The organism is Shigella sp. SIG3 (assembly GCF_053555855.1).
Map to the genome: position 1 here is coordinate 16,441 of NZ_JBQZXE010000036.1, position 15,876 is coordinate 32,316.

Annotated in this window: 13 protein-coding genes and 1 pseudogene; 7 read left to right on the top strand and 7 right to left on the bottom strand. The window is 52.5% G+C overall.

Going from position 1 to position 15,876, the window contains the following annotated elements; all coding sequences use genetic code 11:
• Window positions 1-36: 36 nt before the first annotated feature.
• Window positions 37-2,055: an NADPH-dependent 2,4-dienoyl-CoA reductase gene (gene fadH / locus ACUU1I_RS09060; RefSeq protein WP_000121404.1), complete on the top strand. Its 2,019-nt coding sequence runs from the start codon at window positions 37-39 to the stop codon at window positions 2,053-2,055.
• Between the two features lie 44 nt (window positions 2,056-2,099).
• On the opposite strand, the gene higA is transcribed toward fadH, so the two are convergent.
• The 3 genes from higA to rlmG all read right to left on the bottom strand — a co-directional run bounded on the left by higA (window position 2,100) and on the right by rlmG (window position 4,248).
• Window positions 2,100-2,516: a type II toxin-antitoxin system antitoxin HigA gene (gene higA, locus ACUU1I_RS09065; protein WP_000560266.1), complete on the bottom strand. Its 417-nt coding sequence runs from the start codon at window positions 2,514-2,516 to the stop codon at window positions 2,100-2,102.
• A complete protein-coding gene (gene higB / locus ACUU1I_RS09070; protein ID WP_000550189.1) occupies window positions 2,513-2,827 on the bottom strand; it encodes a type II toxin-antitoxin system toxin HigB in 315 nt (104 codons plus the stop codon). The genes higA and higB overlap by 4 nt, the downstream gene beginning before the upstream one ends.
• 284 nt (window positions 2,828-3,111) lie before the next feature.
• Window positions 3,112-4,248 (bottom strand): 23S rRNA (guanine(1835)-N(2))-methyltransferase RlmG, encoded by a 1,137-nt coding sequence (gene rlmG, locus ACUU1I_RS09075; protein ID WP_000018657.1) that lies wholly within the window; start codon window positions 4,246-4,248, stop codon window positions 3,112-3,114.
• Between the two features lie 84 nt (window positions 4,249-4,332).
• On the opposite strand from rlmG, the gene ACUU1I_RS09080 reads away from it, so the two are divergent.
• From ACUU1I_RS09080 to sstT, 5 genes and pseudogenes are all read left to right on the top strand, one after another.
• Complete coding sequence (locus ACUU1I_RS09080; protein ID WP_005071012.1) at window positions 4,333-4,836, top strand: M48 metallopeptidase family protein; 504 nt, start codon at window positions 4,333-4,335, stop codon at window positions 4,834-4,836.
• Between the two features lie 76 nt (window positions 4,837-4,912).
• Window positions 4,913-5,605, top strand: coding sequence for a SanA/YdcF family protein (locus ACUU1I_RS09085; protein ID WP_000942537.1), 693 nt, complete (start codon window positions 4,913-4,915; stop codon window positions 5,603-5,605).
• A 78-nt stretch (window positions 5,606-5,683) separates the two neighbouring features.
• Window positions 5,684-6,682 (top strand): annotated as a pseudogene (locus tag ACUU1I_RS09090) (Gfo/Idh/MocA family protein).
• A gap of 270 nt (window positions 6,683-6,952) precedes the next feature.
• Entirely contained in the window at window positions 6,953-7,918 is a 966-nt protein-coding gene (gene alx / locus ACUU1I_RS09095; protein ID WP_001098805.1) for a TerC family membrane protein Alx, read from the top strand.
• Between the two features lie 595 nt (window positions 7,919-8,513).
• Window positions 8,514-9,758 carry a serine/threonine transporter SstT gene (gene sstT, locus ACUU1I_RS09100; RefSeq protein ID WP_000211655.1) on the top strand — a complete coding sequence of 415 codons (1,245 nt, stop codon included), beginning with the start codon at window positions 8,514-8,516 and terminating at the stop codon, window positions 9,756-9,758.
• 4 nt (window positions 9,759-9,762) lie between these two features.
• Here sstT and ACUU1I_RS09105 read toward each other — a convergent pair whose 3' ends face one another.
• The 3 genes from ACUU1I_RS09105 to uxaC form a co-directional block, all read right to left on the bottom strand.
• Window positions 9,763-10,314, bottom strand: a complete 552-nt coding sequence (locus ACUU1I_RS09105) for a YgjV family protein (protein ID WP_000128136.1) — start codon at window positions 10,312-10,314, stop codon at window positions 9,763-9,765.
• A gap of 82 nt (window positions 10,315-10,396) precedes the next feature.
• Window positions 10,397-11,884: an altronate dehydratase gene (gene uxaA / locus ACUU1I_RS09110; protein WP_001199360.1), complete on the bottom strand. Its 1,488-nt coding sequence runs from the start codon at window positions 11,882-11,884 to the stop codon at window positions 10,397-10,399.
• Window positions 11,885-11,898: 14 nt separating this feature from the next.
• On the bottom strand, window positions 11,899-13,311 hold the full coding sequence (gene uxaC, locus ACUU1I_RS09115) for a glucuronate isomerase (RefSeq protein WP_000187432.1): 1,413 nt from the start codon (window positions 13,309-13,311) through the stop codon (window positions 11,899-11,901).
• Between the two features lie 482 nt (window positions 13,312-13,793).
• Between uxaC and exuT the strand changes: the two genes are divergently transcribed.
• Window positions 13,794-15,092 (top strand): hexuronate transporter ExuT, encoded by a 1,299-nt coding sequence (gene exuT / locus ACUU1I_RS09120; RefSeq protein WP_005071025.1) that lies wholly within the window; start codon window positions 13,794-13,796, stop codon window positions 15,090-15,092.
• A gap of 87 nt (window positions 15,093-15,179) precedes the next feature.
• Here exuT and ACUU1I_RS09125 read toward each other — a convergent pair.
• Window positions 15,180-15,876, bottom strand: a 697-nt coding sequence (locus ACUU1I_RS09125; RefSeq protein WP_449144831.1) for a CfaE/CblD family pilus tip adhesin, incomplete at its 5' end; no start/stop codon positions are given.

The following is a 15,876-nucleotide window of genomic DNA, read 5'->3' on the forward strand; positions in this document are numbered from 1 at the left end:
CATCCGTAACAATTATTTTACATACTGGACAATTTTATGAGCTACCCGTCGCTGTTCGCCCCGCTGGATTTAGGTTTTACCACGTTAAAAAACCGCGTGTTGATGGGTTCAATGCACACCGGGCTGGAGGAATACCCGGACGGTGCTGAACGGCTGGCTGCGTTTTATGCCGAACGCGCCCGTCACGGCGTGGCGCTGATTGTCAGCGGCGGCATTGCACCAGATTTAATAGGCGTTGGCATGGAAGGTGGCGCAATGCTCAACGACGCCAGCCAGATCCCACACCATCGCACCATTACCGAAGCCGTACATCAGGAAGGCGGCAAAATCGCCCTGCAAATTTTGCATACCGGGCGCTACAGCTACCAACCGCATCTGGTCGCACCGTCCGCATTGCAGGCCCCCATCAACCGTTTCGTTCCTCACGAACTCACCCATGAAGAGATCCTGCAACTGATCGACGATTTCGCCCGCTGCGCGCAACTGGCGCGGGAGGCCGGATACGATGGCGTCGAAGTGATGGGCTCTGAAGGGTATTTGATCAACGAATTTCTGACGCTGCGCACCAATCAGCGTAGTGACCAGTGGGGCGGCGATTACCGCAACCGGATGCGATTTGCCGTAGAAGTAGTGCGTACGGTGCGCGAACGCGTCGGCAACGACTTCATTATTATTTACCGGTTGTCGATGCTCGACCTGGTCGAAGGCGGCGGCACTTTTGCCGAAACGGTAGAACTGGCGCAGGCCATTGAAGCGGCGGGCGCGACCATTATCAACACCGGAATAGGCTGGCACGAAGCGCGGATTCCGACCATCGCCACGCCCGTGCCGCGCGGCGCATTTAGCTGGGTCACGCGCAAACTGAAAGGCCACGTCTCGCTGCCGCTGGTAACCACCAACCGGATTAACGATCCGCAGGTTGCCGACGATATTCTCTCGCGCGGCGATGCCGATATAGTATCGATGGCGCGACCGTTTCTCGCGGATGCGGAACTGCTGTCAAAAGCGCAATCAGGGCGAGCCGATGAGATCAACACTTGTATTGGCTGCAACCAGGCCTGCCTCGATCAGATCTTCGTTGGCAAAGTCACCTCGTGCCTGGTGAATCCTCGCGCCTGCCACGAAACCAAAATGCCAATCCTTCCCGCCGTGCAGAAAAAAAATCTGGCGGTGGTCGGCGCTGGACCTGCTGGGCTGGCGTTTGCCATTAACGCGGCGGCGCGTGGGCATCAGGTAACATTGTTTGATGCGCACAGCGAGATCGGCGGGCAGTTTAATATCGCCAAACAGATCCCCGGCAAAGAGGAGTTTTACGAAACGCTGCGCTACTACCGCCGGATGATCGAAGTGACGGGCGTGACGCTGAAACTCAATCACACCGTGACGGCGGATCAGTTACAGGCGTTCGATGAAACGATCCTCGCCAGTGGGATCGTGCCGCGTGTTCCGCCTATCGACGGGATCGATCATCCGAAGGTATTGAGTTATCTCGATGTACTGCGCGACAAAGCGCCGGTAGGCAACAAGGTTGCCATCATCGGTTGTGGCGGGATTGGTTTTGATACGGCGATGTATTTAAGTCAGCCGGGCGAATCCACCAGCCAGAATATCGCCAGGTTCTGTAATGAGTGGGGGATCGACAGCAGCCTACAACAGGCTGGTGGCTTAAGCCCGCAGGGAATGCAGATCCCGCGTAGCCCACGGCAAATTGTGATGCTCCAGCGCAAAGCCAGCAAACCGGGACAGGGGTTAGGCAAAACCACCGGCTGGATCCATCGCACCACCCTGCTCTCGCGGGGTGTGAAAATGATCCCAGGCGTAAGTTATCAGAAGATTGACGATGACGGGCTGCATGTGGTGATCAACGGCGAAACGCAGGTATTAGCAGTGGACAATGTGGTGATCTGCGCAGGGCAAGAGCCAAACCGCGCGCTGGCGCAACCGCTGATTGATAGCGGGAAAACTGTGCATTTAATTGGCGGCTGCGATGTGGCTATGGAGCTGGACGCACGACGGGCAATTGCCCAGGGAACACGGCTGGCGCTGGAGATTTAAATCGTTATTTGAAGCGCCGGATGCAACGCATCCGGCACGTCGCGTTAATCAATAAACAAGGCGGGAGAAATGCCGAATCGCGTTGCCAATTTTTTAGCGTGTTCCAGCGTTAATTTCCTCTTCCCGCTCAAAACGCGTGACACCATAGATTTACTGCCAATTTCCGGCAGATCGGAAAGGGTTAAACCATATTGATCCATAAGGGTACGAATCACGGCGATACCGCCAGGCATGGCTTGAGCCATGGCATTAAATTCCGCAAATTCGGGCGCTGATTCTTCCCACGCGGTTATTTTGGCACACACCAGATCCAGCAAGGGGTTTTCAGGATCGTTGAGCAGCAGATGATCTACCAGTTCCAGCGCCTGGGTGTATTGTTCCTCGTTCTGAATACCCGCCAGAAAAGGTGCCACAGCAGTTAGCTTTTCTCCTGCTTGCAAGATGTCGGCAATCGCAATCATTTTTTCCCCTTAGTACGATGAACAGCGGTAAAGAAATCGTATTCTTTATGCGTCATAACTTCACGTATGTAGCACTTTTGCGATTCAAAAAAGACCATTGCTACAACACGTAATTCATTGCCCCCAACATTGAAAACATAATGCTTATCCAGATATTTGAAGTTATCCAGAGATGGGAATACTGCTTTTAATGACTCAGGTTTTTTGAAATATCCCTTAGCAATCGTGTTCCCCAGAGCCACCAACTCCGTTTTATGTTGCGGGTATTTTTCCGCAGCATCTTTCAATGCTTTTTGAGTTATCAGGTGCATTCTTCATCACGTCCGTTGACAAATTGGCAATATGATAACATCCGTTGACAGATTGGCAACGGATGAATTTATCTGTGTGACGGAAGAATAAACGTAGAAAAACGCTAAACAAGAGAATGTAGAGGATGGTGACAGGGATTTTTTGTTTTATGGAAGCGCGATTCCAGAACTGAGCAGACATTGCCGGATGCGACGCTTGCCGCGTCTTATCCGGCCTGGGGGTAACGTGCTGAACGTAGGCCGGATAAGGCGTTTACGCCGCATCCGGCAGGTAACTCCCAATCTTACCGACGACGTCCCAGCTTCACCGCTTTCAGCACCACAAATTTATTATTCGTCGCAATAGTGGTGCAGTTGCCGAAAATTTTCTTCAGTTTATGGAAGTAATCCAGATGGCGGTTGGCAACGATATACAGCTCGCCGTTGATTTTCAGGCAGCGGCGGGCGTGGTGGAACATCTCCCAGGCGACGTTATCGGTCAGCGCATGCTGTTGGTGAAACGGAGGGTTGCAGAGCACAGCATTAAAGCGGAAAGGCTCCACGCCGGAGAGCGCGTTGTTGATCATAAACTCGCTGCGATCCAACGCCTCTGGCATGTTGGTTTCAACGTTCAAACGGCTGGAAGCAACCGCCATCGGCGATTCATCGACAAACACCACTTTCGCCTGCGGGTTTTTATCAAGCAGCGTCAGACCAATAACGCCATTACCGCAACCGAGATCGACAATCTCCCCTTCGAGATTCTCTGGCAGATGTTGCATAAAGAAGCGCGCGCCGATATCAAGCCCGGTGCGGGAGAAGACATTCGCATGGTTATGGATAGTCCAGTCAGTACCTTCCAGCTTCCAGCTAACGGTCTGCGGCGCATCGGCCAGCGGCGGTTCATTGAACGTGCAATTAATCAGGCGCGCTTTTTTCCATGCCAGCGTGGTGGTGGTCGGGCCGAGCACTTTTTCGAACAGTTCCAGCGTGGAAGTGTGAATGTCACGGGCTTTGGCACCGGCAATAATACGTGTATCCGACGTGACCACTTTGCGCAGCGCACGCAGTTGCTGTTCCAGCAATGCCAGTGTTTTCGGCACTTTGATCAGCACCACACCCGGCTGTTGCGGGTAGTCGGCGGTGCTGTCGAGAAACTTCACGCTCGACTCATCAATCCCGTTTAGGCGTAAATTCTCGCGCGTCGCCAGTTCACTGATGTATGAGTCGCCAATGCTGTACGGCTTATGTTCCGCCAGCGCGCAGCTTAACGCACCAAAGGCATCATTCAGGATCAACACCGGGCCGGGGATTTCTGTGTCGTCCAACTGTTGCAGCAAATATTCATCTGCCGCTTCCCACGCCTGTAGCGGGTTAACGTCATCCGTCGCCGGAAAACGTTGTAGTGTCAGTGAACGGAAACCGTTGTCTAAGTGGCTCATCGGCCCTCCTGAATGATAAAATTTCGACGTTGCCCCTGAAAAGGGTGCGTGAGTATACCCTTTTTCTCTTTTTCGTGGGCGGTTATGAGCAATCTTACTTATCTTCAGGGTTATCCCGAGCAGCTGCTTTCGCAGGTGCGAACACTGATTAACGAACAGCGTCTGGGCGATGTGCTGGCAAAACGCTATCCGGGAACACACGACTACGCCACCGATAAAGCTCTCTGGCAATATACTCAGGATCTGAAAAATCAGTTTCTGCGTAATGCCCCGCCGATCAATAAAGTGATGTATGACAATAAGATCCATGTGCTAAAAAACGCGCTCGGGTTACATACCGCTGTTTCTCGTATGCAGGGCGGCAAGCTGAAAGCAAAAGCAGAGATCCGCGTCGCTACCGTGTTTCGCAACGCGCCGGAACCGTTTTTGCGCATGATCGTGGTGCACGAGCTGGCGCACCTGAAGGAGAAAGAGCATAACAAAGCGTTCTATCAATTGTGCTGCCATATGGAGCCGCAGTACCACCAGCTTGAGTTCGACACCCGGCTGTGGCTAACGCAGTTGTCGCTTGGGCAGGACAAAATCTGAAAATGATGTCAGGCGTTATCTTTTCTTTCTTTAGCGCCTAAAATCGACCTCCCCCCTTTCGTTAAGGATAACGACCATGCTGCGCGCATTTGCCCGCCTTCTTCTCCGTATTTGTTTTTCTCGCCGGACTCTAAAGATTGCCTGCTTACTGTTACTTGTGGCAGGAGCGACCATTTTTATCGCCGATCGCGTTATGGTCAACGCCAGCAAGCAGCTGACCTGGGGCGATGTCAACGCCGTCCCGGCGCGTAACGTGGGTTTATTGCTGGGGGCGAGGCCGGGTAATCGCTACTTTACCCGACGTATTGATACCGCAGCAGCGTTGTACCACGCCGGAAAAGTGAAATGGCTACTGGTGAGTGGCGATAACGGACGTAAAAATTACGATGAAGCATCAGGTATGCAGCAGGCTTTGATCGCTAAAGGCGTACCGGCGAAAGTGATCTTTTGCGACTATGCCGGATTCTCAACGCTGGATTCGGTAGTGCGTGCCAAAAAGGTGTTTGGGGAAAACCATATCACCATTATCTCGCAAGAATTTCATAACCAACGCGCCATCTGGCTGGCAAAACAGTACGGCATCGACGCTATCGGGTTTAACGCGCCAGACCTCAATATGAAGCATGGTTTTTATACTCAACTGCGGGAGAAACTCGCTCGTGTCAGCGCGGTGATTGACGCAAAAATCCTCCATCGCCAGCCGAAATATCTCGGGCCATCGGTCATGATTGGGCCGTTTAGTGAGCATGGCTGTCCGGCGAAAGAATAATGCGTATCTGCGCACGTCGAAGATGAAAAAGGCGTGCTACATTGACGACAGAATCCCTTTATGGAGTATCCACGCGTTATGATACGTTTCGCTGTGATTGGTACGAACTGGATCACTCGCCAGTTCGTCGAGGCCGCCCATGAGAGCGGTAAATACAAGTTAACCGCCGTATATTCCCGCAGCCTTGAGCAGGCTCAGCACTTCGCCAATGATTTTTCTGTCGAGCATCTGTTTACGTCGCTGGAAGCGATGGCGGAAAGCGATGCCATTGACGCGGTGTATATTGCCAGCCCGAATTCCCTGCACTTTTCCCAGACACAACTTTTCCTTAGCCATAAAATTCATGTGATTTGCGAAAAACCGCTGGCGTCGAATCTGGCGGAAGTGGATGCCGCCATTGCCTGTGCGCGCGAAAATCAGGTGGTGCTGTTTGAGGCATTTAAAACCGCCTGCCTGCCGAACTTTCATTTGTTGCGCCAGGCGCTGCCGAAAGCAGGCAAACTGCGTAAAGTCTTTTTCAACTATTGCCAGTATTCCTCGCGGTATCAACGTTACCTGGACGGTGAGAATCCCAACACCTTTAATCCGGCATTCTCTAACGGTTCAATTATGGATATCGGCTTTTACTGCCTGGCGTCGGCGGTGGCGTTATTTGGTGAGCCGAAAAGCGTGCAGGCAACGGCGAGTTTGCTGGCAAGCGGCGTTGACGCCCACGGCGTGGTGGTGATGGATTACGGTGATTTCAGCGTCACCTTGCAGCACTCAAAGGTCAGTGATTCTGTCCTGGGAAGCGAGATTCAGGGCGAAGCGGGATCGCTGGTGATTGAAAAACTGTCTGAATGCTAGAAAGTCTGCTTTGTGCCGCGTGGCAGCCAGATGCAGGATCTCACCCAGCCGCAGCATATTAATACCATGCTCTACGAAGCAGAGCTGTTCGCTACCCTGGTGGATGAGCATCTGGTGGATCATCCAGGGCTGGCGGTCAGTCGCATCACAGCCAAACTGCTGACCGAGATCCGCCGCCAGACTGGGGTGATTTTTCCGGCAGATAGCGTAAAACTATACTTGCCAAAGTAAAACAGTGTAAAAGGTATGTAACAGACCATTGACTGACTGAATGGTCTGTCATACTTTGTTACCTGCAAAGGGGAGTAACTTCATTGCCGGTCGATCGTCATTACGATGTGTGAAAAACCACATCCGGTCACCGGGCAACCCGAAAGGAATACGCAGACGTATTCCTTTTTTGTTGTAAGTGAGACCTTGCCGGAAGGCGAGGTCTATGCATAAAAAGCAGCGGCTGACGTCTTCCGACGTTGGCCGTTTTTTTATGTGTAAGGAACTTCTATGAATACTGTCGGCACGCCGTTGCTATGGGGCGGATTTGCTGTTGTTGTCGCCATTATGCTGGCTATCGACCTGTTGTTGCAGGGGCGTCGTGGGGCACATGCCATGACCATGAAACAGGCTGCGGCCTGGTCGCTGGTCTGGGTGACGCTGTCGTTACTGTTTAACGCCGCTTTCTGGTGGTATCTGGTGCAAACCGAAGGTCGCGCCGTTGCCGATCCACAGGCCCTGGCCTTTCTCACGGGTTATCTGATTGAGAAATCGCTGGCGGTCGATAACGTCTTTGTCTGGCTGATGTTGTTCAGCTATTTCTCCGTTCCGGCGGCATTACAACGTCGCGTGCTGGTGTATGGCGTGCTCGGGGCGATTGTTCTGCGTACCATCATGATCTTCACAGGCAGCTGGCTGATTTCGCAGTTCGACTGGATCCTGTATATCTTCGGTGCCTTCCTGCTGTTTACCGGCGTGAAGATGGCGCTCGCCCATGAAGATGAATCAGGCATTGGCGACAAGCCGCTGGTGCGCTGGCTACGCGGTCATTTGCGCATGACCGACACCATCGACAACGAGCATTTCTTTGTGCGTAAGAATGGATTGCTGTACGCCACACCGCTGATGCTGGTACTGATTCTGGTGGAATTGAGCGACGTGATTTTTGCCGTGGATAGCATTCCGGCTATCTTCGCCGTGACCACTGACCCGTTCATTGTGCTGACCTCAAACCTGTTTGCAATCCTCGGCCTGCGTGCGATGTATTTCCTGCTGGCGGGCGTAGCAGAGCGTTTCTCGATGCTCAAATATGGCCTGGCGGTGATTCTGGTGTTTATCGGTATCAAGATGCTGATTGTCGACTTCTACCATATTCCAATCGCCGTCTCGCTGGGCGTGGTGTTTGGCATTCTGGTGATGACGTTTATTATCAACGCCTGGGTGAATTATCGGCATGATAAGCAGCGGGGAGAATGATTCGCTGTATATTAAGCCATTCCTAGAGATAACTCATTCCAGACAAAGGTGAGCTATTAATTATGTAATCGGCTTATAGCTCTTTACAAAAAGACCGCACGGGTGTTGGTGGCGTCAAAATCGCCGAAGCGTTCCCTGGAGGCCGGGGCGAGGGCGCATCTTACAGGGACGTTACCTTGCGCCCGACCCGGTAGCCGCAAGGGATAGGCTGAGGGAACCGCGCAGCGGCGATTTTGTTCGCCAGAGCCTGGGGGGGCAGGGGGCGGCGGCGATTGGCCGCCCCCTGCGCGCTCCCTGCGCCAGTGACTTTATATGGCATAACACGTTAAAGGAGCGCAACCGTTCTCATATTCCAAATAGTTTTGCCCATATGTTATCTAATCAGCCTTAATAGCCAGTCCTTCCCTCTGTTTATGTTAAATAAATGCAACCATTAAGTTGCAAAACATGACCTCTCTTTAAAATCCAGCATTTTTCGCTTCCCGAAGCTGTAACTTTCCTTATACTCGACCTTGCAAACACTTTGTTACATCCTGAAAGATGCGTCGACAGAACGCACCAGGGATGTGCGACAACACAATGAAAGGATCGAAAAATGACTACGCAACGTTCACCGGGGCTATTCCGGCGTCTGGCTCATGGCAGCCTGGTAAAACAAATCCTGGTCGGCCTTGTTCTGGGGATTCTTCTGGCATGGATCTCAAAACCCGCGGCGGAAGCTGTTGGTCTGTTAGGTACTTTGTTCGTCGGCGCACTGAAAGCTGTTGCCCCCATCCTGGTGTTGATGCTGGTAATGGCATCTATTGCTAACCACCAGCACGGGCAGAAAACCAATATCCGTCCTATTTTGTTCCTCTATCTGCTGGGCACCTTCTCTGCAGCTCTGGCCGCAGTAGTCTTCAGCTTTGCCTTCCCTTCTACCCTGCACTTGTCCAGTAGCGCGGGTGATATTTCGCCGCCGTCAGGCATTGTCGAAGTGATGCGCGGACTGGTAATGAGCATGGTTTCCAACCCCATCGACGCCCTGCTGAAAGGTAACTACATCGGGATTCTGGTGTGGGCGATCGGCCTCGGCTTCGCACTGCGTCACGGTAACGAGACCACCAAAAACCTGGTCAATGATATGTCGAATGCCGTTACCTTTATGGTGAAACTGGTCATTCGCTTCGCACCGATCGGTATTTTTGGGCTGGTTTCTTCTACCCTGGCAACCACCGGTTTCTCCACACTGTGGGGCTACGCGCAACTGCTGGTCGTGCTGGTTGGCTGTATGTTACTGGTGGCGCTGGTGGTTAACCCATTGCTGGTGTGGTGGAAAATTCGTCGTAACCCGTTCCCGCTGGTGCTGCTGTGCCTGCGCGAAAGCGGTGTGTATGCCTTCTTCACCCGCAGCTCTGCAGCGAACATTCCGGTGAATATGGCGCTGTGTGAAAAGCTGAATCTGGATCGCGATACCTATTCAGTTTCTATTCCGCTGGGAGCCACCATCAATATGGCGGGCGCAGCAATCACCATTACCGTGTTGACGCTGGCTGCGGTTAATACGCTGGGTATTCCGGTCGATCTGCCCACAGCGCTGCTGTTGAGCGTAGTGGCTTCTCTGTGTGCCTGTGGCGCATCCGGCGTGGCGGGGGGTTCTTTGCTGCTGATCCCACTGGCCTGTAATATGTTCGGTATTTCGAACGATATCGCCATGCAGGTGGTTGCCGTCGGCTTTATTATCGGCGTATTGCAGGACTCTTGCGAAACCGCGCTGAACTCTTCAACTGACGTGCTGTTCACTGCGGCAGCTTGCCAGGCGGAAGACGATCGTCTGGCAAATAGCGCCCTGCGTAATTAATTGTTTAACCCCTTTCGTCTATGGCGGGAGGGGTTTTCTCTACTTTAAACGGATCAATTCCCCTTTTCTGCATCCGCCAGAAACGAATGATATTCAGGCCATTCATAAGCAGAAAACTACCCTCAATCATCGTGCCGCCTATCGACCCCGCCCAGAAGTTGTGAATCACCCAGCAACACGTTGAAAACCACATCACGCAGCGCATGGTGAGCCCTTTACAGCGGAACAGCGCCCAGGTACTGACAATCGTACCGATAACCGGCAATAGTTCGACAGGATGATGGAACTTCGCGAGGCCAATTCCGCCAGTCAGCACAATAAAAATCGCCATTACCCATAAGCTGCGCGTGCGTAAGGTAATCAATGTACGAATGGCATTAAGGATGGCACTGGCACCAGCGGGATAGGTGCCCAGAAGAAAAAAATGTACGCCAATAACGGCGCTATAGACCGAAAGCTGCTTTTTGAAGCGACGTTCGTCACGATTGAAAAATGTTGTGATACCAATCAGAAAGGCGATGACACCCACGCCCTGGGCCAGCCAATACGCGGTCATGATAAATCCTTAGCAGGTATGGAAAAGCAAACGGCGCTTCACATTATGAAACGCCGTTTTTTATTAACAACTCATTTCGACTTTATAGCGTTACGCCGCTTTTGAAGATCGCCAGTTCGCGGAAGTCGTTACGCTCGTTGCAGGTTTGCTTACCGTTGGCAAACTCAACGATGGTGTCGATAAATTCTTCCAGCAACTGCGGCATCGCTTTACCGTGGATCAGCTGACCCGCGTCAAAGTCGATCCAGTGTTTTTTCTTCGCCGCCAGTTCACTGTTGGTGGCGATTTTCACCGTCGGCACAAATCCACCGTATGGCGTGCCGCGACCAGTACTGAACAGCACCATATGGCAGCCCGCACCCGCCAGGGCGCTGGTCGCTACGGCATCGTTACCCGGCGCACTTAACAAGTTCAGCCCTGGCGTTTTCAGACGCTCGCCGTAACGCAGCACGTCAACCACGACACTGGAACCCGCTTTCTGGGTACAGCCAAGTGATTTGTCTTCCAGCGTGGTGATACCGCCCGCTTTGTTCCCCGGTGATGGGTTTTCGTAGATCGGCTGATCATGGGCAATAAAGTACTGTTTGAAGTCGTTGACCATGGTGACCAGTTTTTCAAACGTTGCTTCGTCGCGGCAATGGTCCATCAGCAACTGCTCTGCGCCAAACATCTCCGGCACTTCGGTCAGTACGGTAGTACCGCCGTTAGCAATCACGTAGTCAGAGAAACGCCCCAGCATCGGGTTAGCAGTAATACCAGAAAGACCGTCAGAACCACCGCACTCCAGACCAAACTTCAGTTCGCTGAGTTTTCCTGGCTCGCGTTTATCGTTGCGCATCACGTTATACAGCTGATGCAAATGCTCGATCCCGGCTTCGATCTCATCATCCTGCTGTTGGCAGATCATGAAATGAACGCGTTCAGGATCGATATCGCCCAACGTTTCACGGAATGCGGCAACCTGGTTGTTTTCACAGCCCAGACCAATCACCAGCACTGCGCCCGCGTTCGGGTGGCGCACCATGTTTTGCAGCATGGTGCGGGTGTTGATGTGATCGTCGCCCAGTTGTGAGCAGCCGTAGGTGTGGCTGAAGAGGAACACGCCGTCGGTACCTTCGGCGTTGTTGGTCTCTTTCAGGAAACGGTTCTGGATTTGCCGCGCGATGCCGTTGACACAGCCCACGGTTGGCAGGATCCACAGCTCGTTACGCACCCCGACATCGCCGTTAGCGCGACGATAGATCTGCACTTCAGGATCTGCCGCTTGCGCAGGCAGATCCTGAAAATCAGGTTGATAGCGATACTGATCCAGATCGCTCAGATTCGTGCGCGTATTGTGGGCGTGGACGTGTTCCCCCGCCGCAATATCCGCCAATGCATAACCAATCGGCAGGCCATATTTGATGACGTTGGCCCCTTTTGCGATATCCGTTAACGCAAATTTATGTCCACGAGCAACATCCTGGCGCAGCGTAACAGTCTGGTTATCGACACTGACTTCTGTGCCTTCAGCCAAATCTGCTAAAGCGACCGCGACGTTATCCAGCGCATGGATCTTGATGTATTGCATATCAACCCCAGACCTTAGTTCAGTTCAATGGCGAAGTAGTCACGCGCATTGTTAAAGCAAATATTTTTCACCATCTCGCCCAGCAGGTTGATGTCCGCCGGTGCTTCGCCCGCTTCCACCCAGCGACCGATCATCTGGCACAGAATGCGGCGGAAGTATTCGTGACGGGTGTATGACAGGAAGCTACGGCTGTCAGTCAGCATACCGACAAAACGGCTCAGCAGACCGAGCTGCGCCAGTTGGGTCATCTGACGTTCCATACCGTCTTTCTGATCGTTAAACCACCAGCCGGAACCGAACTGCATTTTGCCCGGCATACCTTCGCCCTGGAAGTTACCGATCATGGTGCCCAGCACTTCGTTATCGCGCGGGTTCAGGCAGTAGAGAATGGTTTTCGGCAGCAGGTTTTCTTCGTTCTGCTTGCTCAGCAGCTTAGACAACTCTTCCGCCATCGGACGGTCGTTGATGGAGTCAAAGCCTACATCCGGCCCCAGCAGTTTGAACTGACGCAGGTTGTTATTACGCAGCGCGCCAATGTGGTACTGCTGTACCCAGCCGCGACGTGCATATTCGGCACCAAGGAACACCAGTACCGCAGTTTTGAACTGTGCCACTTCGTGCTCGCTCAGGGTTTCGCCAGCCAGACGGCGCGCCAGAATGCTGTCGAGTTCCGCTTCGTTCGCTTCAGCAAACATCACCACGTCCAGCGCATGGTCAGACACTTTACAGCCGTGAGCGGCGAAGTGATCCAGACGTTTGGTCAAGGCAGTTTGCAGGTCAGCAAAGCGGCGAATGTCGGTATCGGAAACTTCGCCCAGCTTCGCCATGTAGTCGTTAAAGGTCGCCTGTTCGATATTGAAGGCTTTGTCCGGACGCCAGCTCGGCAGCACTTTGATGGTGAAAGAGCCGTCTTTGGCGATCTCTGCGTGATGCTCCAGAGAATCGATCGGGTCATCGGTGGTGCCGACCATTTTCACGTTCATCTGCTGCATGATGCCGCGCGCGGAGAAGTTATCCTGCGCCAGCAGTTCGTTACATTCGTTCCAGATTTCATCGGCAGTTGACGGAGAAAGCAATTTGCCAGTGATACCGAACGGACGACGCAGTTCGAAGTGCGTCCAGTGGTATAACGGGTTGCCGATAGTGTGCGGAACAGTCGCCGCCCAGGCGTCAAATTTTTCACGGTCAGACGCATCACCAGTACACAGACGCTCAGCCACACCGTTGGTACGCATAGCGCGCCATTTGTAGTGATCGCCCTTCAACCAGATGTCATACAGGTTTTTAAAACGATAGTCTTCCGCAATCTGCTGCGGCGGCAAATGGCAATGGTAATCGAAAATCGGCTGGTCTTTTGCGTAGTCGTGATACAGACGGCGGGCAAATTCGGTATCTAACAGGAAATCTTCAGTCATAAACGGAGTCATTTTCGTCTTCCTCTCAACGAGTGAGCTAGCTTGCTTATGGTGCGATGCTGACAAAGTTATCACACCAATTTCCAGAGTCCGAAGATATTTTCGTGAGTTAGATCAATAAACGTAGTTAAAAAAATTACTCTCAAAGTGGTAAATCTCGCTGCAGGCCGCGCCAGTACTGGCCTCGCTGTCGTCAGGTAATGTCCCTACAAATATTCGCACATTTGTGATGGCTCTCACCTTTTAAGGTTGTATGACAAGTTATCTTTCTGCCGTCGCAAATCATAAGTCGACGGAATGCAAATTGCCGATTCATTCATTTGTTAGATGAATCGGGTTAACCGGTACGGAAGCCGAATTAGCACGAAACTTTCATGGCAACGTTCGGGGCGTGCCGGTTTTTTTTCGGTTACCCGGTCGTAACTAACATCTTCAGCCTCTGGCGGGATGATGGCCGCGCTTCCTGCGGATATAACAAAACGATGAGGTTTTACATGAGTAAAATTAAAGGGTTACGTTGGTATATGATCGCACTGGTGACGCTCGGCACCGTGCTTGGTTACCTGACGCGTAACACTGTGGCGGCAGCTGCGCCAACTCTGATGGAAGAGTTAAACATCTCCACCCAACAGTATTCCTATATCATCGCAGCCTATTCTGCTGCTTATACGGTCATGCAACCGGTAGCAGGTTATGTACTGGATGTGCTGGGTACGAAAATCGGTTATGCAATGTTTGCTGTGCTGTGGGCCGTGTTCTGTGGTGCAACCGCGCTGGCAGGTAGCTGGGGTGGCCTGGCTGTTGCTCGTGGTGCGGTCGGTGCCGCGGAAGCAGCGATGATCCCGGCGGGTCTGAAAGCCAGCTCCGAATGGTTCCCGGCGAAAGAGCGTTCCATCGCAGTAGGCTACTTTAACGTAGGTTCTTCGATTGGTGCGATGATTGCGCCGCCGCTGGTGGTATGGGCAATCGTGATGCACAGCTGGCAGATGGCATTTATCATCTCCGGTGCATTGAGCTTTATCTGGGCGATGGCATGGCTGATTTTCTATAAACATCCGCGCGACCAGAAGCATCTGACCGATGAAGAACGCGACTATATTATTAATGGTCAGGAAGCCCAGCACCAGGTGAGCACGGCGAAGAAAATGTCCGTTGGTCAGATCCTGCGTAACCGTCAGTTCTGGGGTATCGCACTGCCGCGTTTCCTAGCAGAACCGGCCTGGGGTACTTTTAACGCGTGGATCCCGCTGTTCATGTTTAAAGTTTACGGCTTTAACCTGAAAGAGATCGCGATGTTCGCCTGGATGCCGATGCTGTTTGCTGACCTCGGTTGTATCCTCGGTGGTTACCTGCCGCCGCTGTTCCAGCGTTGGTTTGGTGTGAACCTGATCGTTTCCCGTAAGATGGTCGTAACGCTGGGTGCTGTGCTGATGATTGGCCCGGGTATGATCGGTCTGTTCACCAACCCGTATGTCGCAATTATGCTGCTGTGTATCGGTGGTTTTGCCCACCAGGCACTGTCTGGCGCGCTGATTACGCTCTCTTCTGACGTGTTCGGTCGTAACGAAGTGGCGACGGCGAACGGTTTAACCGGGATGTCCGCATGGCTGGCAAGTACGCTGTTTGCGCTGGTTGTCGGTGCACTGGCTGACACCATCGGCTTCAGCCCGCTGTTCGCAGTTCTGGCAGTATTTGACCTGCTGGGTGCGCTGGTTATCTGGACCGTATTGCAGAACAAACCGGCGATTGAGGTGGCACAGGAAACACATAACGATCCCGCACCGCAACATTAACGTTTAACGTAAGTTATAACGACGAAGCCGCCTTATCAGGCGGCTTCGTCGTTTATATAGAAAAAAGCGTTTGTCCGGTTTGCAGGGTTAATTGATGGTTGGCAAGGAAGGCGTAAAGATTACTGACAATTTGCCCATGTAGTACCCGGCCTGTTTATCCATCACGCTGAATTTATCGACTGCCAGAGTCAAGGGTGTCGGCACACACATCACGGCATAGCGAATACCGGGCAGTACCACCGGACGCACACGTTTCAGGTTAATGCTGTTCCAGACCATATTTTCATTATTGCGCACATCAATTTGCCCACCGGTTTCCGGGTTGTACATTTTGACCCGGTAATCAATGCGTTCTCCCTCGTCGGTGGTGGTCCCTCCCTGACGATAGATAGAGAAGTAACCGTCTCTGCGCCCTGCAGCTGGTCGCCCTTCATCTTTGAGCATGATTTCATAACTGATGGCATTACCGTTAAAACCATCGTACAGGCACATGTCCAACATGGTCAGATCTTGCGCGTAGTTGCTGCCGTTAACGCTTCCTGTTGGATGCAAGTCTAACTGCACCCTTGGCGTGGCGTGGGCGAACTCCGGGAAGAACACGTCAATATGGTTGGGGTCGAGCGTATTCAGGGTAATATTTGCGAAATAGTCCTGGGCCGGGCTGTTCGAATGTAATTTAACTTTCCCCTTCCAGACGCCACCAATCGGCAAATTCTTCATCTCTGTCTGCTCAAGGTAGAGCGTAAGAAACTTTGTATCGTATATATAATAATGTTGACCATCT